Source organism: Nocardiopsis sp. NPDC057823 (assembly GCF_042797335.1).
Lineage (GTDB): Bacteria > Actinomycetota > Actinomycetes > Streptosporangiales > Streptosporangiaceae > Nocardiopsis > Nocardiopsis changdeensis.
Map to the genome: position 1 here is coordinate 66248 of NZ_JBHVLR010000005.1, position 19049 is coordinate 85296.

At 73.0% G+C, this 19049-nt stretch carries 16 protein-coding genes and 1 tRNA gene; 7 read left to right on the forward strand and 10 right to left on the reverse strand.

Translation table 11 applies throughout. The annotated features are described in order from the left end of the window. Positions 1 to 4 precede the first annotated feature (4 nt). Positions 5 to 703 (forward strand): response regulator transcription factor, encoded by a 699-nt coding sequence (locus tag ACFVNO_RS10860; RefSeq protein ID WP_220564013.1) that lies wholly within the window; start codon positions 5 to 7, stop codon positions 701 to 703. An 82-nt stretch (positions 704 to 785) separates the two neighbouring features. Continuing rightward, on the forward strand, positions 786 to 2879 hold the full coding sequence (locus ACFVNO_RS10865; protein WP_378891996.1) for an ATP-binding protein: 2094 nt from the start codon (positions 786 to 788) through the stop codon (positions 2877 to 2879). A 158-nt stretch (positions 2880 to 3037) separates the two neighbouring features. On the opposite strand, the gene ACFVNO_RS10870 is transcribed toward ACFVNO_RS10865, so the two are convergent. Further along, positions 3038 to 5011 carry a M3 family metallopeptidase gene (locus tag ACFVNO_RS10870; RefSeq protein ID WP_355260437.1) on the reverse strand — a complete coding sequence of 658 codons (1974 nt, stop codon included), beginning with the start codon at positions 5009 to 5011 and terminating at the stop codon, positions 3038 to 3040. Between the two features lie 164 nt (positions 5012 to 5175). Between ACFVNO_RS10870 and ACFVNO_RS10875 the strand changes: the two genes are divergently transcribed. Next, positions 5176 to 5832, forward strand: a complete 657-nt coding sequence (locus tag ACFVNO_RS10875) for an HD domain-containing protein (RefSeq protein ID WP_378891523.1) — start codon at positions 5176 to 5178, stop codon at positions 5830 to 5832. A gap of 102 nt (positions 5833 to 5934) precedes the next feature. Here the strand turns inward: ACFVNO_RS10875 and ACFVNO_RS10880 are convergent, their stop codons facing one another. Next, positions 5935 to 6513 carry a hypothetical protein gene (locus ACFVNO_RS10880; protein WP_355260442.1) on the reverse strand — a complete coding sequence of 193 codons (579 nt, stop codon included), beginning with the start codon at positions 6511 to 6513 and terminating at the stop codon, positions 5935 to 5937. 259 nt (positions 6514 to 6772) lie between these two features. Next, complete coding sequence (locus tag ACFVNO_RS10885) at positions 6773 to 8500, reverse strand: tetratricopeptide repeat protein (RefSeq protein ID WP_378891526.1); 1728 nt, start codon at positions 8498 to 8500, stop codon at positions 6773 to 6775. A gap of 172 nt (positions 8501 to 8672) precedes the next feature. On the opposite strand from ACFVNO_RS10885, the gene ACFVNO_RS10890 reads away from it, so the two are divergent. The 4 genes from ACFVNO_RS10890 (at position 8673) to ACFVNO_RS10905 (ending at position 10062) form a co-directional block, all read left to right on the forward strand. Continuing rightward, positions 8673 to 8855: a hypothetical protein gene (locus ACFVNO_RS10890; protein WP_220564008.1), complete on the forward strand. Its 183-nt coding sequence runs from the start codon at positions 8673 to 8675 to the stop codon at positions 8853 to 8855. Positions 8856 to 8886: 31 nt separating this feature from the next. Further along, positions 8887 to 9063 carry a hypothetical protein gene (locus ACFVNO_RS10895; protein ID WP_220564007.1) on the forward strand — a complete coding sequence of 59 codons (177 nt, stop codon included), beginning with the start codon at positions 8887 to 8889 and terminating at the stop codon, positions 9061 to 9063. A gap of 72 nt (positions 9064 to 9135) precedes the next feature. Next, on the forward strand, positions 9136 to 9603 hold the full coding sequence (locus ACFVNO_RS10900) for a S26 family signal peptidase (RefSeq protein WP_378891531.1): 468 nt from the start codon (positions 9136 to 9138) through the stop codon (positions 9601 to 9603). Positions 9604 to 9729: 126 nt separating this feature from the next. Then, positions 9730 to 10062, forward strand: a complete 333-nt coding sequence (locus ACFVNO_RS10905) for a hypothetical protein (protein WP_355260453.1) — start codon at positions 9730 to 9732, stop codon at positions 10060 to 10062. A 207-nt stretch (positions 10063 to 10269) separates the two neighbouring features. On the opposite strand, the gene ACFVNO_RS10910 is transcribed toward ACFVNO_RS10905, so the two are convergent. From ACFVNO_RS10910 to gnd, 7 genes are all read right to left on the reverse strand, one after another. After that, positions 10270 to 10343: transfer RNA gene (locus ACFVNO_RS10910), tRNA-Ile, on the reverse strand. 193 nt (positions 10344 to 10536) lie between these two features. Continuing rightward, entirely contained in the window at positions 10537 to 11082 is a 546-nt protein-coding gene (locus ACFVNO_RS10915; protein ID WP_220564004.1) for a DUF3566 domain-containing protein, read from the reverse strand. Positions 11083 to 11187: 105 nt separating this feature from the next. Continuing rightward, positions 11188 to 13782: a DNA gyrase subunit A gene (gyrA, locus tag ACFVNO_RS10920; protein WP_378891536.1), complete on the reverse strand. Its 2595-nt coding sequence runs from the start codon at positions 13780 to 13782 to the stop codon at positions 11188 to 11190. Between the two features lie 71 nt (positions 13783 to 13853). Further along, positions 13854 to 15791, reverse strand: coding sequence for a DNA topoisomerase (ATP-hydrolyzing) subunit B (gene gyrB, locus ACFVNO_RS10925; RefSeq protein WP_378891539.1), 1938 nt, complete (start codon positions 15789 to 15791; stop codon positions 13854 to 13856). A gap of 477 nt (positions 15792 to 16268) precedes the next feature. Continuing rightward, the gene (locus tag ACFVNO_RS10930; RefSeq protein WP_378891999.1) at positions 16269 to 16760 is read right to left on the reverse strand and encodes a DUF721 domain-containing protein; all 492 of its coding nucleotides are present in this window, start codon (positions 16758 to 16760) and stop codon (positions 16269 to 16271) included. Between the two features lie 79 nt (positions 16761 to 16839). Next, on the reverse strand, positions 16840 to 17988 hold the full coding sequence (recF, locus tag ACFVNO_RS10935; RefSeq protein WP_378891542.1) for a DNA replication/repair protein RecF: 1149 nt from the start codon (positions 17986 to 17988) through the stop codon (positions 16840 to 16842). Positions 17989 to 18111: 123 nt separating this feature from the next. Further along, positions 18112 to 19011: a phosphogluconate dehydrogenase (NAD(+)-dependent, decarboxylating) gene (gene gnd, locus ACFVNO_RS10940; protein ID WP_355260518.1), complete on the reverse strand. Its 900-nt coding sequence runs from the start codon at positions 19009 to 19011 to the stop codon at positions 18112 to 18114. Between the last annotated feature and the right edge of the window lie 38 nt (positions 19012 to 19049).

Genomic DNA, 19049 nt, shown 5'->3' on the forward strand with positions numbered 1-19049 from the left:
CCACGTGTGCGCGCATGTCCTGGTGGCCGAGGACGACGTGAACCAGGCCGAGCTGATCCGGCGCTATCTGGAGCACGAGGGCCACGCGGTCCGCGTGGTCCACAACGGTCGCGCCGTGCTGGAGGAGCACCACCGCGACCGCCCCGACCTGATCGTGATGGACGTGATGATGCCGGTGATGAGCGGTCTGGAGGCGTGCCGGGTGCTGCGCGCGGAGTCCGACGTGGCGGTGCTGCTGCTCACCGCGCGCTCCACGGAGGAGGACCTGCTGGCCGGGCTCGACCTGGGCGCCGACGACTACGTCACCAAGCCCTACAGCCCGCGCGAGCTGATGGCGCGGGTGCGCACGCTGCTGCGGCGTTCGCGCACCCCGGTCCGGGACGAGGAGCGGGTGCTGAACGCGGGGCCGATCACCGTGGACCCGGCCCGGCACGCGGTCCTGGTGGACGGGGAGCCGGTGGAGTGCACCCCCGTGGAGTTCCAGCTGCTGCGGGCCCTGGCCGCCCGGCCGGGCCGGGTGCTGAGCCGGGCCCAGCTGCTGGAGCTGATCCACGGGATCAGCGGGTACATCACCGAGCGCACCATCGACGTCCACGTGAAGAACCTGCGCCGCAAGATCGAGCCGAACCCGCGGCGACCGGTCCGGCTGGTCACCGTCTACGGGGTCGGCTACAAGCTGGTGGGGCCCGAACGTGGCCGCTGAGCGCCGGCGGCCCGGGCGGGACCGCTCCGGGCGGAACCGGTCCGGACGGCGGGTCTCGCTCCGGCACGGCCTACTGTTCCGCCTGTTGACGGGCTCGGTCCTGGTGGCGGTCTGCTCGATCACCGCGACGGCCTGGCTTTCGGTGCAGCGGACCTCGGAGTCCATCAACGTCCAGCAGGGGGAGACCCTGGCGGTGGACACCCACATCCACGACACCCTCGTCGGCTACGCGGCGACCCACCGTGGGTGGGAGGGGGTCGAGGAGACCGTCCGGGTCCTGGCCGGCGAGACCGGCCGCCGGATCGTCCTGACCACCGAGGGCCGGGCCGTGATCGCCGACTCCGCCCTCCTCGCCGCGGAACCCCCGCAGGGGGCCGCCGGGGACGCCCCGCCGCTGCCGCCCCGGACGTCGTCGGTGGTGGACGCGCTGGCGGTGGACGTGACCCTGGCCGCCGAGAGCGGAGACCGCATCGACCCGCGGGCGGTGGGCCCCTTCGCCCTGACCGACCACGAGCGCGCCCTGCTGCGCGCCGACGCGGAGCAGGGCGCGGACTGCCTTCGGACGCTGTACGGAGTGGCGGCGGAGGCGGTGACCGGGCCGACGGGGCGCCCCGTGGTCGAGACGGAGCAGGCCGACGCGTACATGTGGGACGACTGCGGCCTCGACGCCCTGGACCGGCCGGTGGGGGGCGAGGAGGAGGCCCTGGCCGACCTGAACGCCCTGGCCGCCGACTGCGCGCCCGACTCCGGGACGGACCTCGTGTACGCCATGGACGGCCGCACCGGGGGCCTCGTGATCACGGGCCCCCCGCCGGCCGATCCTCCTGAGGCGGCGGACGATGCCCGGGCCCCGGCCGCTCCGGAGGACCCCGGCAACGTGTCGCCGTCGGAGGACCCGGGCGCCGCCCCGCCCGAGGAGGGGGCGGGGGAGGACTCCGGGGCGGAGGAGCCGCTCCCCGGCGGGGAGCCCTCCATCGTCCCGGACGCCCCGGCACCGGGCGAGGAGGTCCCGTGGGAGGTCCCCCAGGACCCGCAGAGCCCCTGGGAGCCCGCACCGTCCCACGCCCCCGACCCCTCCGGCACCGGGAGCCTGACCGGGTCCCGGGTCGAGGTGCCGCCGGAGGCGGCGCCCTGCCTGGACGCCGCCCGCCGCGCCCAGCTCGACCCCTACGTGGCCCCGGCCGCGCTGCTCTTCATCGACGACCCCGCGGAGGACGCCGCGGCGGGGCCCTCCCTGTCCCGCGAGGGCGTGCTGCGCGTGGGCGGGGTGGTGGTGCTGGTGCTGGTGCTGACCGTGGTGGTGAGCACGACCCTGGCGACCCGGCTGCTCCGCCCCGTCCACGCGCTCACCGACGCCGTCAACCGGATGCGTGAGGGCGGCGGCCCGGCCCGGGTGGAGGTCCGCGACTCCGGGGAGATCGGCCGCCTGGCGGAGGCGTTCAACGAGATGTCCGAGCACCTGGAGCGGGCCGAGGAACAGCGCAAGGCCATGGTGAGCGACGTGTCGCACGAGCTGCGCACCCCGCTGAGCAACCTGCGCGGCTGGCTGGAGGCCGTCCAGGACGGGGTGGTCGACCCCGAGCCGGACCGCATGGGGATGCTGCTGGGGGAGACCCTGCTGCTCCAGGCGGTCATCGACGACCTCCAGGACCTCGCCCTGGCCGACGCCGGGCGGCTGCGCCTGGACCCGGAGCCCGTGGAGGCCGGCCCGCTGGTCGAGCAGGTGGTCGCGGGCCACGGGCTGCGCGCGGAGGAGGCCGGGGTGCGGCTGGTCTCCGAGGTCCGCGACGTGACCCTGGTGGCCGACCGCACCCGGCTGCTCCAGGTGCTGGGGAACCTGGTCGGCAACGCGCTGCGGCACACCCCGGAGGGCGGGACCGTGACCGTGCAGGCGCACCGAGCGGGCTCCGAGGCGGTGCTCCGGGTGAGCGACACCGGGGTCGGCATCGCCCGGGAGGACCTGCCGCACGTCTTCGACCGGTTCTGGCGGGCGGACAAGTCCCGCAACCGGCGCACCGGCGGCAGCGGCCTGGGGCTGGCCATCGTGCGCGGGCTGGTGGAGCTGCACGGCGGGACGGTGGCGGTGAGCAGCACGGTCGGGGAGGGCACGGCCTTCACCCTCCGGCTGCCCCTGGCCGGTCCCCCCGGGAGGGGACCGGCCCGCGGAAGCTCCTAGTGCCTGTTCCTCGAACGCTCTCCCGCGCCGCCGGGGGTTTCCGGAGGTCCCGGAGAAGCGGCCCTCGGGGAAAGCCTGTGGCCGTGGGCCGTCCGTTGAGGGCCTTCCGCCGCTCGACGGGCGGGCCGCAGCGGAGCGGAGGTTCGAAAGAGCGCGGCCTAGGCCAGGCCGCGGCGGCGGAGCAGCGGCTCCAGGCGCGGTTCGCGGCCCAGGAACTCCGCGGTGGCGCGCATCGGGTCGACGCTGCCGCCCACCGAGAGCACGTACCGGCGGAAGCGGTCGCCGTTCTCCCGGGTGAGGCCGCCGTTCTCGTTGAACCACTCCACGCTGTCGGCGTCCAGGACCTCGCTCCACACGTAGGAGTAGTAGCCCGCGTGGTAGTCGCCCGCGAAGCAGTGCTGGAGGTACGCGGTCCGGTAGCGGGGGCGGACCAGGTCCAGGGCCAGGCCCCACCTCTCCAGCGCCTGCGCCTCGAAGGTCCCCGGGTCCACCTCCTGCCCGGGGGCGATCCGGTGCCAGGACCAGTCCAGCAGCGCCGCCGCCAGGTACTCGACCGTCGCGAAGCCCTGGTCGTAGCGCTCGGCCGCGGCCAGCTTCTCGATGAGCTCGGCGGGCACCGGCTCCCCGGTCTCGTGGTGGCGGGCGTAGTTCGCCAGGATCTGCGGGTGGTTGGCCCACATCTCGTTCACCTGGGAGGGGAACTCGACGAAGTCGCGCGGCACCTCGGTGCCCTCCAGGCGCGGGTACCGCACCGCCGACAGCAGCCCGTGCAGGGCGTGCCCGAACTCGTGGAAGGCGGTGTTGACCTCGTCCGGGGTGAGCAGGGTCGGCCCCGAGCCCGGCTTGGTGATGTTGAGGTTGTTGACCACCACCGGCTTCTGCCCCAGCAGCTCGGACTGCTCCACCAGGTTGTGCATCCACGCGCCGCCCTGCTTGGTGGGGCGGGCGTAGGGGTCGAGCAGGAACAGGCCCATCCCCGAGCCGTCGGTGTCGAACACCTCCCACACGCGCACGTCCGGGTGGTAGCCGGACAGGTCGGCGCGCTCGGCGAAGGTGATGCCGTACAGGGCGGTGGCGGCGTGGAAGACGCCGTCGGTGTAGACCCGGTCGAGCTCGAAATACGGGCGCAGTGCCGCCTCGTCCACCTCGTAGCGGTCGCGGCGCACCTGCTCGGCGTAGAACGGCCAGTCCCACGGCTCGATCGGGTGCCCGGCCAGCTCCGCCAGCTCCTCGGTCTGGCGCAGGACGTTGCGCACAGCGGGCTCGACCATGGCGCCCAGCCGCTCCTCGACCGCCTCGGGGGTCTTGGAGGTCTGGTCGGCGACCTTGTGCGAGGCGTGGTCGGCGTAGCCGAGCAGGGCGGCGCGCTCGGCGCGCAGCACCGCCATGCGGGCGGCGATCTCCGTGTTCTCCGGGGCCCGGTCGACGCTGAGCCGGAAGAGGCGCTCGCGCACGGACCGGTCGGTGAGGCGGGCCATCAGGGGGTGCAGGGTGGTGTTGTGCAGCGGCAGCGCGTAGGTGCCGTCCTCGCGGGCGGCCGCGGCGACGCGGTCGCCGTCCAGGCCGTCCAGCGCGGCGGCGTCGGTCACGACCAGCGCGGACTCGGTGGCGGCGGTCACGCCGTTCTGGCCGAACTCGGTGGACAGCCGGGCCAGCTCGCCGTTGATCTCCCGCAGCCGCTCCTGGGCGTCGCCGTCGAGCCGGGCGCCGGCCTTGACGAAGTCGGTGCGGTAGCGCTCCAGGAGCGCCTCGTCCTCGGGGCCTTCGGCGGTCACCTGCTCGATCCGCTCCCACAGGGCGCGGTCGAGGGTGATGGCGTCGGCGTGCGCGCTCAGCCGGGGCATCATCTCCGTCTCGATCTCCTGGACGCGGTCGGAGGCGTCGGAGGAGGTGAAGGTGAAGAAGACGTTCGAGACACGGCGCAGGATCGCGCCGGAGCGCTCCAGAGCGACCAGGGTGTTCTCGAAGGTGGCGGGTGCCGGGTCGTTCTTGATCGCCTCGATCTCGGCGAGCTGCTCGGCCATGCCGCGCTCGAAGGCGGGGACGAAGTGCTCCTCGCGGATGTTCGCGAAGTCGGGGAGCCCGTAGGGCAGACCGCTGGGTTCGAAGAACGGGTTCTCGGTCTCGGTCAAGGTCAGGACTCCTCGGGGTCGTGCGTCGGTCTCCGTGCCGTTCTACCGCGCCCGAGTCGTCCCGTCACCCCACTTTCGTTCAGGGCTTACCCCCGACCCCGCCCCGCCTTCAGACAGCCTGAAGGTAAGCGTATGCTTCAGGCAACCTGAAGGATGGAGGCCTGATGGACACCTACGGCGACCTGCCGTTCCCCCGCACCGATCTCGCGCTCGACGCCCTGCGCCTGGCCCGCGACACGGAGTCCCCGGCGATCTTCAACCACAGCATGCGCAGCTATCTCTACGGCCGGTTCCTGGGGGAGCGGCAGGGGCTGCGCCCCGACCACGACTACGACGACGAGCTGCTGTTCCTCGGCTGCGTACTGCACGACATCGGCCTCACCCCGCACGGGGACCGGGGCGGGCGGTTCGACATCGACGGCGCCGACACGGCCGCCGCCTTCCTCCACGACCGGGGCGTGGCCGCCGACCGGGTCGAGGTGGTCTGGGACGCCGTCGCCCTGCACCTGTGCTTCGACGTGGCGATCCGCAAGCGGCCCGAGATCGCCCTGGTGACCGCGGGCGCCGGGTACGACCTGGGACCGGAGGGCCCCGCCCTGCCCGAGGGGTACGCCGACCGGGTCCACGCGGTGCTGCCCCGCCTGCGCGCGGCCGCCGCGCTCCACGAGGCGATCGTCGGCCAGGCCCTCGCCGACCCGGGCAAGGCGCCGCCGTTCAGCACCCCGGGGGAGCTCCTGCGGCAGCACACGGGGGAGCGGTGGCCCACCTGGCGGGAGCTGATGTCCGGCGAAACGGGCTGGGGCGACTACGCGGGGATCTGAGAGCGGTCCTTCGGGGCGGCCCCGTCGACGAGTCGCCGGGACCGCATGTCCCCCTGTCGACACGCGGTCCCGGCGGGTGCCGGGCCCCGGCTCCGGACGGGTTCAGCGGCCGTACGGCGGGGGGACCGGGGGGCCGGGGTGGTACGCGCGCTGCTCGCGGACCGTCTCCGGGCTCCCGATCCCCGGCGGGAAGGGCACCTGGAGGGCGGCGGGGTGCATGCCGTGCGCCAGCAGGGCGTGCTTGAGACCGTCCGCGTCCTTGACCCGGGCGACCAGGTACCGGCCGTCCCGGGTCACGAACTCCATGCCCCCTCCGGCGCGGCGCTTGGTGAAGTTCCCGTCGGTGCGCAGCGTGATGTCGCGCAGCCGGAAGCGGGCCGAGCCCGCGTAGGAGATCTCCGCGACGGGCAGCCGCAGGCGCTCGCTCTCGGGGATCTCGCCCATCCCCAGCAGCAGCACCTCCGCGAGCGGCACCTTGGACAGGGTCAGGACACCGTCGCGCACCTCCACGCGGACCGAGGCCACCCGCGAGACCAGGGCACTCAGCAGCAGCCCGATCCCCAGTGCCAGGAACACGTAGAAGGTCGCCTGCCAGAACTCGAAATTGATGTAGCCGAGCGACGCGATCGCCATGAGGGGGAGGGGGATGAGGAAGCCGAGGGCGCGCACGAGCGGGGCCACCGTGACCCGTGAGCGGTAACGGGGCGCGGCCGTGGGCTGTCGGAGGTGCGGGTACGACAAGGGGATCTCGCTTTCAGGTCAGGGGCTCGGGGCGGGAGACCGACGCCCTTTCGACGTGCGCACTCCCCCCGCGGTTCTCTCTCGGCCGCGGACACGGCCGCCGCCGGATCGACAGGTCGCCGGGCCGATACGGGGACAGGCCGACACGGTGACACGGCGCTTTGTCGACACGGCGCGCGGAACCCGGCCGACCCGCCCCTCAGGCCCCCGCCGCCGTGCCCCGGGCGCGCCACCCGGCGGCCTCCGCGGTGCGCCCGCGATCGTCGAGCAGGGCGGCGAACCGGTCCGCCGCCCCGGGGACGCCCGCCTCGGCGGCCCTCTCGAACCAGGCGAACGCCTCGTCGGCGCGCCCCTGCCCCGCGCACAGCAGGCCGAGCCCGTACAGGGCGGTGAGGTCCCCCGGTTCCCCGATACCGAGGCGGTCCGGGTCCTGCGCCGCGTCGACCGCGCGGAGCAGCCATGGCTCGGCCTCCGCCGAGCGCCCCCGTTCCAGCAGGAACACGCCGAGGTCGCCCAGGTACTCCGGCGCCCCCGTCTCGGCCGCGCGGCGGAACCACTCCTCGGCCCCGGCGTCCTCCCCCCGGGCGGCCAGGAGCCCGGCGAGCAGGTGGCCGGCGGCAGGCACCCCCTCCTCCGCGGCGGGGAGCAGCCGCTCCGCGGCCTCGTCCGCGCGGTCCAGCTCCGCCAGCAGGCGGCCGAGCAGCAGGACCCCACCGGGCTGCCCCTCCGCCGCGCTGCGCCGCGCCCAGTCGGCCGCCTCCCCGGTCCGGCCCCTCTCCCGGAGCAGCTCGCCCAGGTACATCGCCGCCGCCCCGCAGTCGTCCACCTCGGCCGCGGCGCGGTACCAGTGCTCCGCCTCGTCCGGCAGCCCCCTGCCGTGGAAGAGCGAGCCGAGGTCCATCCGGACCCGGGCGTCGCCCTGCCCGCCCGCGCGCCGCCACCACTCCCGGGCCTCGTCCGCGAGGCCGTGCTCGTCCAGCACCACCCCCAGCCGGACCATCTCCCCGGGGCCTCCCCGGTCGGCGCGCCGCCGCCAGGCGTCGGCCCGGCCGGTGTCGCCCGCGCCGGCGGACCACTCGGCCAGCAGGTGCGCCGCGGCAAAGCGCGAGGAGCCCTCCTCCGCCTCGCGCCGCAGCCACTCCGCGGCCTCCTCCGCCCGCCCCCTCCCGCGTTCCAGCAGTGCCAGGTGGATCCGGGCGTCGGGGACGCCTTCCCGCACGGCCCGGCACAGCCACTCCCGTGCCTCGTCCGCGCGGCCGCGCACCGCCAGCAGCACCCCCAGGTTGTAGGCGGCGTCCTCGGCGCGCGGCGGGCCCGCGGCCGCGGCCGCGGCGTACCAGTCCTCGGCCTCGTCGAGGCGGCCCCGGCCGCGGCAGAGGTTCCCCAGGACGAACATGTGGAACCCGGACCCGGCGTCGGCCGCCACCCGGTACCACTCCTCGGCCTCCGCGGGCCGCTCCCGTTCCAGGAGGGCGCCCAGGCCGCCGGCGGCCCCGGTGTCCCCGTGCGCGGCGGCCCTGCGCCACCAGCGTTCGGCGCCGGGGTGCCGCCCCAGGTCGAAGAGCAGGCCGGCCAGGGCGGACATGGCGGGCGGGTGCCCCGCCTCGGCGGCCCGGCGCAGCCAGGCCTCCGCCCCGGCGATCCCCCCGTCCTCGTAGCGGGCCGCCTCCAGGACCCCGTCGTCGGCCAGCGCGGTCCACAGGGCCTCGACCAGGGCCGCGGCCTCCGGGTCCCCCGCGCCGGAGACGTGCCCGGCCAGCTCCCGCATCACCGCGGGGGAGCGCTCGTACAGGTCCTCGGCCAGTTCCGCGCCGCGCTCGTCGCCGAGCGCCTCGAACCGCTCCGCGAGCCGTTCCAGCAGTTCTTCCGGGGCGGCCGGGAGGGCGGCCGCGCCCTCGCCGCCCGCGGGGGTGTCGTCGTTTCGCATACACGGGATGCTCGCAGCCCGGTGGGACGGCCGGGCGGGCCGGTGCCCGCCCCCGCGTGTATCGCACGTGTATCCCGGATGTATCCGGCCTCCCTACCGTGGTCGTCGGCCTCCGGGGCACACCGGAGGCCCGGTACGGGGCCGCGGAGCCGTGGCCCGGAAACGGAGTGTCATGTTCGGGAAGATCGGAAGGCTGGGCGACCGGCTGCTCGCCCGCGTCGTCCCCAGGACCGCGGCCGGCGCCGCCTCCTGCTGGTACGAGTACGCCCCCATCAGCTCCCCCTGTATCCGGCGCACCTGCTGCAACATCGGCGGGCACGTCGGGGTCCAGTGCACCTCCTACCGCCCCTGCTGACCCCCCGACCGCAACGACCGGAGAGGACCCCATGATCGGTTCCCTGGGCGACCGGCTGCTCGCCCGCATCGTCCCCAAGACCAAGGCGGCGGCCAATCCCTACTGCTGGTACCAGTACGCGCCGGTGACCTCCCCCTGCATCCGCCGCTACTGCTGCGACCCGCCCGGCAGCACCCCCGTCACCTGCACCTACTACAGGCCCTGCTGACCCGCTCGGCCGCCGAGGAGCACCGCCCATGACCGTGACCGCGCCCGAACCGCTCCGGAAGGCGGCACGGCCGTGACGGCGGTGCTCCTCGCCGCCGCCGGGATCGCGGCGGCGGCCCCGCTCGCCCTGCTCCTATGGGCCAACCGCACGCTGGTCGCCGTGGACGTGGTCGGGCACAGCATGGAGCCCGCCTTCCACCACGGCGATCGGGTGCTCGTGCGCAGGGTCCCCGCGAAGCGGCTGCGTGTGGGGGACGTGGCAGTCCTGGGCCGGCCCGACACGGGCGACCTCCGGGACCTCGCCCTGATCATGGGCTCCGTACCGCCCTGGGTGGTCAAGCGGGTCGCGGCACTGCCCGGCGACCGCGTCCCCGCCTCCGTTCCCGCGAGGGGCGGCACGGTGCCCCCGGGGCACCTGGTGGTCCTGGGCGACAACACCGGCCACAGCACGGACTCGCGGGTGTGGGGCCCCATCCCGGACGGCCGAGTTCTCGGGGTCGTCCTGCGGCGGATGACCTCTCCGCGCACCCCGGCGGCATAGGCGGAGCGGCAGCGGAAGCGGCGGCACGACGCCCTCCGACCAGGGACTGCGCCTTCGAACAGGTGAACCACGGCGCGACGGCGGGCGTCTCCCCTCCCAGAACGCACTTCGCCCGATCGGAACACCATGCGCCCCACCCGCTTCGCCCCCGCAGCCCTCCTCGCAGTCCTGGCCCTCACCGGCTGCGGCGGCTCCGAGCCCACCGCCGAGAACGCCCGGGCCGAGTGCGAGAACCACATCAGCCGGGACGCGGAGCCGCCGGGCTCCGTCGAGTTCGGCGCGTCCTCCGAGGTCACCGTGGTCGACGATGACGACGAGGACCTGTGGCAGTACGAGGTCGCCGGCAGCGTCGAATCGGGCGACTTCTACGACTCGGAGGTGCCCACCGACTACACGTGCCTCGTCATCAACAACGGCGGCGACTGGGCCGTGGTGGACCTGCGCTCCGGCGAGGAGTGACCGGGCGGCGGCCGCCCGGACCGGAGCCGGCCGCCGGAGCCGGGTCGACATGGCGATTCGACGCGTTGTCGACCCGGCGCCCCACCCGCCGGGAGCAGGGGTTCCGGCCCGGGCGCCGCGAAGGACCCCGCGCCGGGCGGCCCGGAAAAAGGGAAAGAGCCCTGCCCTCCGGGTGGAGGAGCAAGGCTCTCGACTGTGCAGACAGTGTGGGCGTACCAGGACTTGAACCTGGGGCCTCATCCTTATCAGGGATGCGCTCTAACCGACTGAGCTATACGCCCTTGTTCCGTGTGGAACTCTACCGCATCCGGTGGACCGGGGCGAACCGGTATCCGGGGGCGGGGTGAAGCCGGGACGCGGCACGCGCGGCCCTCTTCACCTTCGATTTTACCGGCTGCGAAGAGTGCTCCGAACACCCGCCGGAACGCCGGCGGGCCCGGCCCCCAAGGGACCGGGCCCGCCGGGGCAGGATCGCTACTCGGCCTCGGAGAGGGTGATGTCCAGCCCGCCCACCAGGTCCGCGACCAGGTTGTAGACCATGGCGCCCACCGTCGACAGGGCGGTGATGAGCACGATGTTCAGCGCCCCGACCACACCCGTGTAGCCGAGCACCCTGCCGGGGGAGAACCACGCGGCGGGGTTGAGGCCCAGCTCGTCCTCGCCGCCGCCGTCGCCCTCCAGCAGGGCGGTGATCATGTTCGTCAGCTCGTCGAACACGCCCAGCATGGACAGGGTCACGTAGATCACGGCGATCGCGACGAACAGGATGATGAAGCACACCAACGACACGACGAAGCTGAACTTCATCACCGACCACGGCTCCACGCGGGACACGGTCAGGTGCGCCTTGCGGCTGCTGAGCGTCGCCTTGCCCGCCGCCGCCTCCTGGGGCTCGGAACCGCCCGGGGTCTCCGTCATGGTGGCCGCCTCTCCGCCGCCCTCCAGGGCCGTGTCGGTCGTCTCCACGTCCCCTGCGGGAGCGGTGTCGTTCGTGGTGGTGTTCCGCTGGTTGTCAGACATAGAAACGTTCCGCTGGACTTTCCTTGAGAGCGGGTGGTTGAAGCGACCTGGACCCGCGGGGATGGTCCGTACCCCCACGGGTCCTATCGGGACTTAACGCGCAGTCTAGGCCTCGGGTTCGCCTTCGGCCGCGACCGTCTCCTCGACCGTGTCGCCCTCGGCGGCCTCCAGCTCCTCCTCGGCGTCACCGGCCTCGGCGTTGCGGGCGATGGCGACGATCTTGTTGCCCTTGTCGAGGTTCATCAGCCGGACGCCCATGGTGGTGCGGCCGGACTGCTTGACCTCGGCGGCGCCGGTGCGGATGACGCCGCCGGCGGAGGTGATCGCGAAGACCTCGTCGATCTCCGGGTCCACCATGAGCGCGCCCACCAGCTTGCCGCGGGCCTCGACCACCTTGGCGGTCAGCACGCCCTTGCCGCCCCGGTTCTGCACCGGGTACTGGTCGGAGGGGGTCCGCTTGGCGTAGCCGTTCTCGGTGGCGACCAGGACGTCGGTGGACCCGTCCCCGGGCCGGATGACGTCCATGCTCAGCAGGTAGTCGCCCTCCAGGAACCGCATGCCGATCACACCGCTGGTCGCCCGGCCCATCGGGCGCAGCGACTCGTCGGAGGCGGGGAAGCGGATCGCCTGGGCGTCGCTGGAGATCAGCAGCAGGTCGTCGTCGCCGAAGACCAGGCGGGCGGCGATCAGCTCGTCGCCCTCGCGCAGGTTGATCGCGATGATGCCCGCCGAACGCGCCGAGTCGAAGTCCTCCAGGCGGGACTTCTTGACCAGGCCCTCGCGGGTGGCCAGGACCATGTACGGCGCGGCCTCGTAGTCGCGCAGCGCCATGATCTGGGCGATCTCCTCGCCCGGCTGGAACGGCAGCAGGTTGGCGACGTGCTGGCCGCGCGCGTCGCGGGCGGCCTCGGGCAGCTCGTACGCCTTCGTCCGGTACACCCGGCCCTGGTTCGTGAAGCACAGGATCCAGTGGTGGGTGGTGGTGACGAAGAAGTGCTGGACGATGTCGTCCTGCTTGAGCTGCGCGCCGCGCACGCCCTTGCCGCCGCGCTTCTGCGCCCGGTAGTTGTCGATGCGCGTGCGCTTGGCGTACCCACCGCGGGTGATCGTGACGACCACGTCCTCCTCCGCGATGAAGTCCTCCATCCGCATGTCGCCCTCGAACGGGATGATGTGCGTGCGCCGCTCGTCGCCGTACTTGTCGACGATCTCGCCCAGCTCCTCGCGGATGATGGTCCGCTGGCGGGTGTCCGAGTCCAGGATGTCGTTGTAGTCGGCGATCTGCGCCATGAGCTCGTCGTACTCGGCGGTGAGCTGGTTGCGCTCCAGGGCGGCCAGCTTGCGCAGCTGCATGTCGAGGATGGCGCGGGCCTGGACGTCGTCGATGTCCAGCAGGCCCATGAGGCCGGTGCGGGCGTCGTCGGCGGAGGCGCTGGAGCGGATGAGGGCGATGACCTCGTCGATCCGGTCCATGGCCTTGAGCAGCGCGCGCAGGATGTGGGCGCGCTCCTCGGCCTTGCGGAGCAGGTACCGGGTGCGCCGGACGATGACCTCGACCTGGTGCTTGACCCAGTGCCGGATCATCTGGTCCAGGCGCAGGGTGCGCGGCACCCCGTCGACCAGCGCCAGCATGTTGGCGCCGAAGGTCTCCTGGAGCTGGGTGTGCTTGTACAGGTTGTTGAGCACGACCTTGGCGACGGCGTCGCGCTTGAGCACGATGACCAGGCGCTGGCCGGTGCGGCCGCTGCTCTCGTCGCGCACGTCGGCGATGCCGTTGATCTTGCCGTCCTTGACCAGGTCGGCGATCTTCAGCGCGAGGTTGTCCGGGTTGACCTGGTAGGGCAGCTCGGTGACGACCAGGGTCTGGCGGCCCCGCTTGTCCTCCTCGACCTCGACCACGGCGCGCATGGTGATGGAGCCGCGCCCGGTCCGGTACGCCTCCTCGATGCCGCGCTTGCCCACGATGAGGCCGCGGGTCGGGAAGTCGGGGCCCTTGATCCGCGCGATGAGCGCGTCGAGCAGGTCCTCGTCCGAGGCCTCGGGGTTGTCGAGGTACCAGTTGACGCCCTCGGCGACCTCGCGCAGGTTGTGCGGCGGGATGTTGGTGGCCATGCCGACCGCGATGCCCGAGGAGCCGTTGACCAGCAGGTTCGGGAAGCGGGCCGGCAGCACGACGGGCTCGGAGGAGCGGCCGTCGTAGTTGGGCCGGAAGTCGACGGTCTCCTTGTCGATGTCCCGGAGCATCTCCATGGCCAGCGGGGCGAGCTTGCACTCGGTGTACCGCATGGCGGCCGCCGGGTCGTTGCCCGGGGAGCCGAAGTTGCCGTTGGGGTCGACCAGCGGCATGCGCATGGACCACCACTGGGCCAGCCGGACCAGGGTGTCGTAGATGGCGCTGTCGCCGTGCGGGTGGTAGTTGCCCATCACGTCGCCGACGACGCGGGCGCACTTGAAGAACCCGCGGTCGGGGCGGTAGCCGCCGTCGTACATCGCGTACAGCACGCGCTGGTGGACGGGCTTGAGTCCGTCACGGACGTCGGGCAGGGCGCGGCCGACGATGACCGACATCGCGTAGTCGAGGTAGCTGCGCTGCATCTCGACCTGGATGTCGACCGGCTCGATGCGGTCGGTGACGCGTTCCAGCTCCTCCACGGAGGATTCCGCTCCCTCAGGGGCGTCCGGGTTGTTCGCATCCGTCACGGATGTCGATCCCTTCTACGAAGCTTCGTTGAGCTCGGTTCACTGCCCGGGACACGGCCCGGGCCCGGTCCCTAGATGTCCAGGAAGCGGACGTCCTTGGCGTTGCGCTGGATGAAGGAGCGCCGGGACTCGACGTCCTCTCCCATGAGCACGCTGAACATCTCGTCGGCCTGGGCGGCGTCCTCCAGGCTGACCTGGAGCAGGACGCGGCGGTCGGGGTCCATGGTGGTGTCCCACAGCTCGTTGGCGTTCATCTCGCCCAGGCCCTTGAAGCGCTGCACCATGTCGCGCGGGCGCGGGTCCCTCTTGCCCGCCGCGATGCCCGCCTCGATCACCCGGTCGCGCTCGGCGTCGGAGAAGGCGTAGTCGGCGTCGGAGCCTCGCTGGTCCCACTTGATCTTGTACAGCGGCGGGTTGGCCAGGTAGACGTGGCCGAGCTCCACCAGCGGCTTCATGAAGCGGAACAGCAGGGTGAGCAGCAGGGTCCGGATGTGCTGGCCGTCGACGTCGGCGTCGGCCATCAGGATGATCTTGTGGTACCGCAGCTTCTCGGCGTCGAACTCCTCGTGGATCCCGGTGCCCAGGGCGGTGATGATCGCCTGGACCTCGTTGTTCTTGAGGATGCGGTCGATGCGGGACTTCTCGACGTTCAGGATCTTGCCGCGGATGGGCAGGATGGCCTGGTTGTTCGGGTTGCGGCCGCCCTTGGCGGAGCCGCCCGCGGAGTCGCCCTCCACGATGTAGAGCTCGCACTCCTCCGGGTTGGTCGACTGGCAGTCGGACAGCTTGCCGGGGAGGGAGGTGGACTCCAGGAGGGTCTTGCGGCGGGTGAGGTCGCGGGCCTGGCGGGCGGCGATGCGGGCGCGGGCCGCCTGGCTGGCCTTGGACACGATGTCCTTGGCCTCGCCGGGGTTGCGCTCGAACCAGTCGCGCAGGTGCTCGTTGGTGACCTTCTGGACGAAGGACTTGGCCTCGGTGTTGCCGAGCTTGGTCTTGGTCTGGCCCTCGAACTGCGGTTCGGCGAGCTTGACCGAGATGATGGCGGTGAGGCCCTCGCGGATGTCGTCGCCGGTGAGGTTGTCGTCCTTCTCCCGCAGCAGCTTCTGGTCGCGGGCGTACCGGTTGACGATGGTGGTGAGCGCCGAGCGGAAGCCCTCCTCGTGGGTGCCGCCCTCGGTCGTGTTGATCACGTTCGCGAAGGTGTGCACCGACGAGGTGTAGGAGTGGTTCCACTGCATGGCGATCTCCGCCGACATCCCCTCGCCCTCTTCCTCGAAGGAGATGATCGACGCGTGCGCCGGCTCCTTCTTGGCGTTGATGTAGCTGACGAAGTCGGAGAGGCCGTTCTCGTAGTGGAACGTGTTGACCGTGGGCCCGCCGTCGGTGTGGTCGGGCCGCTCGTCGCGGATGGTGATGGCGAGCCCCTTGTTGAGGAACGCCGTCTCCTGCAGGCGACGGGACAGGGTCTCGTACGAGAACGTGGTGGTCTCGAAGATCGAGCCGTCGGGCCAGAAGGTGATCTGGGTGCCGGTCTCGTCGGTGGCCTCGCCCTTGACGAGCTCGCCCGTCGGGGCGGTCATCTCGTAGTGCTGGCGCCAGACGTGGCCCTCGCGGCGGATCTCGACGTCCAGGGCGGTGGACAGCGCGTTGACAACGGACACGCCGACGCCGTGCAGGCCGCCGGAGACCGCGTAGGACTTGCCGTCGAACTTGCCGCCCGCGTGCAGCGTGGTGAGGACGACCTCGACCGCCGGGCGCTTCTCCACCGGGTGGAGGTCGACGGGGATGCCGCGGCCGTTGTCGGCCACCCGCACGCCGCCGTCGGCCAGCAGGGTCACCTCGATCGCGTCGGCGTGGCCCGCCATCGCCTCGTCGACGGAGTTGTCGACCACCTCGTAGACGAGGTGGTGAAGGCCGCGCTCCCCGGTGGAACCGATGTACATCCCGGGGCGCTTGCGAACCGCTTCAAGCCCCTCCAGAACCGTGATTGATCGAGCGTCGTAGGCCAAGTGGGTACACCCTCCTGCTGGGGACGCCTGCCGACCGCGGCCGAGCGGATGACGACGGGCCGACGGCACGGGGACCGCAGGGTCGGGGATACCGCGACACCTGGGGGATCACCGTTCGCCGCACGGTCCGTCCGCCCACCCTCTCTTGGGGGCGTGATACCGGCTACAGGCGTCTGAAGAACCGTCTCCATGATACCCCGCGCGGTACGACAAAGTGGCATTGGCGGCCCTGTGCCGCATCACAACGAACGTTCGGGGAGGGAGACGACTCCCCACACACGGGAGGGGCTCTTCGGAGTTCCGTGGGCGCTTCAGATGCCTTGGGGGAGGGTTCGGTTCCGATTCCCCCGCGCCCGCCCCGTCACACCGGTGGACACCACCGGGCACCTACCCCGTGCGCCCCCGCACAACCATCTCCACCTGCGGATATCCACAGCCTGTGGACGGCCGGGCCCGCCGCGCGGACCGCCGGGGGACTCAACGCCGACGGGAACCGGGGCCCTTGATCTTGATGGAGACGACGGTGCCGTCGCCCAGTTCCTCGTTGAGCCGGCGCATCAGGTCCCGGACCATCGAACGCGCGTGCGCCGCCATCGTCGGCGAGTCGGCGACCAGGACGAGTTCGCCCTCGGAATAGCTCTCCGGCCGCAGCCTGCGGGCGTTGAACTCGCCGACGATCTCCGACCAGCGGCCGAAGACGCCGCCGATGGCGACCTGTTCCTGCCAGCCGTGCTCGATCAGCCAGGTCCTCACCGCGTCACCGAACATCTGCGGCTCGTTGCGTGACCGCAACCGGCCACGGCGGCGCGTCCCGGTGCCGCGGGGGACGGCGCCGCGGTCGCGGGCCTCGGCCCGGGCGCGCGCCAGCGCCTGGCGGGCGAGGTCGGCCCCGGACGCGGCAGGGGCGGGCCGCCCCTCCGGGGCGGCGGGGGAGCGGGGCCCGGCGGGGAGGTCGGCGCGGCCGTCCACAGGCTGTGGACGGCGGGCCGCGGCGCCCGGGTCCGCCGGGGCCGGACCGCGGCGCGGATCCACAGGCTGTGGATAGTGCTCAGCCACCGGCGACCTCCTCGCCGCGGACCTCTCCCTCGCGCACGCCGAACCGGGCCCCGTCCAGCTCCGCCGGGATGTCGTCGGGGACGGCCGCCGTCACCAGCACCTGCTCTGCGTCGCGGACCCGCTCGGCCAGCCGGCGCCGCCGCTCGGTGTCCAGCTCCGCGAAGACGTCGTCGAGGATGAGCACCGGGTCGTCGCCGTCGGCCCGCAGAAGGTCGAACGCGGCCAGCTTCAGGGAGAGGGCGTACGACCACGACTCCCCCTGGCTGGCGTAGCCCTTGGCGGGCATCCCGCCCAGCTCCAGGAACAGGTCGTCGCGGTGCGGGCCCACCAGGCTCACCCCGCGCTGCAGCTCGCGGTCGCGCTGCCCGGCCATCGCCTCGCGCAGGGCCCGGGCCAGGTCCGCGCGCCCGCGCGGCGGCTCCCCGCCGTCCTCGGCCAGGGAGCTGCGGTAGGCGGGCACCGCAGGACCGCCGGAGTCGGTGAGCCCCGCGTAGGAGTCGCCGACCAGCGGGCGCAGCGCCTCCACCAGGTCCAGCCGGGCGGCCAGCAGCTCCGCGCCGGCCTCCGCCAGGTGGGCGTCCCAGACCTCCAGCGTGCTCAGGTCGGGGGCCGAGCGCTGCCGGAACATCCTCCCCGACGCCGTCTTGAGCAGGGCGTTGCGCTGTTTGAGGACCCGGTCGTAGTCCGCGCGGACCCCCGCCATCCGCGGGGAGCGGGCCACCAGCAGGTCGTCGAGGAAGCGGCGGCGCTCCCCGGGATCGCCCTTGACCAGGGCCAGGTCCTCGGGGGCGAAGAGCACCGTGCGCAGGATCCCCAGCACGTCGCGCGGACGCCCGGCGGCGGCGCGGTTGATCCGGGCGCGGTTGGCGCGGCCCGGGTTGATCTCCAGGTCGACCAGCATGTCCCGTTCGTCGCGCACCACCCGGGCGCGCACGATGGCGCGGGCCGCCCCCTGGCGGACCAGCGGGGTGTCGGAGGAGACGCGGTGGCTGCCGAGGGTGGCGACGTAGCCGATCGCCTCGACCAGGTTGGTCTTGCCCTGGCCGTTGGACCCGACGAACACGCTCACGCCCGGGCCCAGTTCGACGAGGGCCTCCGGGTAGGAACGGAAGTCGGCCAGTTGCAGATGGGAAACGTACATCCGGCCTTCCTCCTGGTCAGGGGAACGGACGGTGGGAAGGGGAAAGGAGGGCGCGGCGGGGGAGCGCAGTGCGCCGCGGGGCGCGTCCCGGACCCGGGCGGGTCCGGGACGGACGGGCCGGGGTCAGTCCCGGGCCGCGGTGGCGCCGTCGGCCTTGGTGACCGCGTGGCCGCCGAACTGGTTGCGCAGCGCGGCGACGACCTTCATCGCCGGGCTGTCGTCCTGGCGGGAGGCGAAGCGGGCGAAGAGCGAGGCGGTGATGGCCGGGGCCGGGACCGCCAGGTCCACGGCGGCCTGGACCGTCCAGCGGCCCTCGCCGGAGTCCTGGGCGTAGCCGCGCAGGCCCGACAGGTCCGGGTCCTCCTCCAGCGCCCGCGACAGCAGGTCGAGCAGCCAGGAGCGCACCACGGTGCCCTCGCGCCAGCTCTCGAAGGTGCCCGGGACGTCGTCCACGATGCCGGAGGCGGCCATGAGCTCGAAGCCCTCGCCGAAGGCCTGCATCATGCCGTACTCGATGCCGTTGTGGACCATCTTGACGAAGTGGCCCGCCCCGACCGCGCCGGCGTGCACGAAGCCGCCGCCCTCGTCGGGGGTGAGGGAGTCGAAGACCGGCCGGGCCCGCTCGACGTCGGCGGCCTCGCCGCCGACCATGATCCCGTAGCCGTTCCGGCGGCCCCAGACGCCGCCGCTGACCCCGGCGTCGATGTAGCCGATGCCCTTCGCGGCGAGGCGGTCGGCGCGGGGGCGGTCGTCCACGTAGTGGGTGTTGCCGCCCTCGATGACGAGGTCGCCCTCCTCCAGGAGGTCGGCCAGCGCGGAGACGGTGGACTCGGTGGGCTCCCCGGCCGGGACCATCACCCAGACGACCCGGGGGGCGGCCAGCCGGGCCACCAGGGTCTTCAGGTCGTCGACGTCGCGCTCGGGGGAGGCGACGTCGAAGCCGACCACCTCGTGCCCCTTCTCGCGGAGCCGGGCGGCCATGTTGCCGCCCATCTTCCCCAGGCCGACCATTCCGAGCTGCATGCTCTCGCTCCCCCTTGTACGCCGTCTGCGGGCGGGTT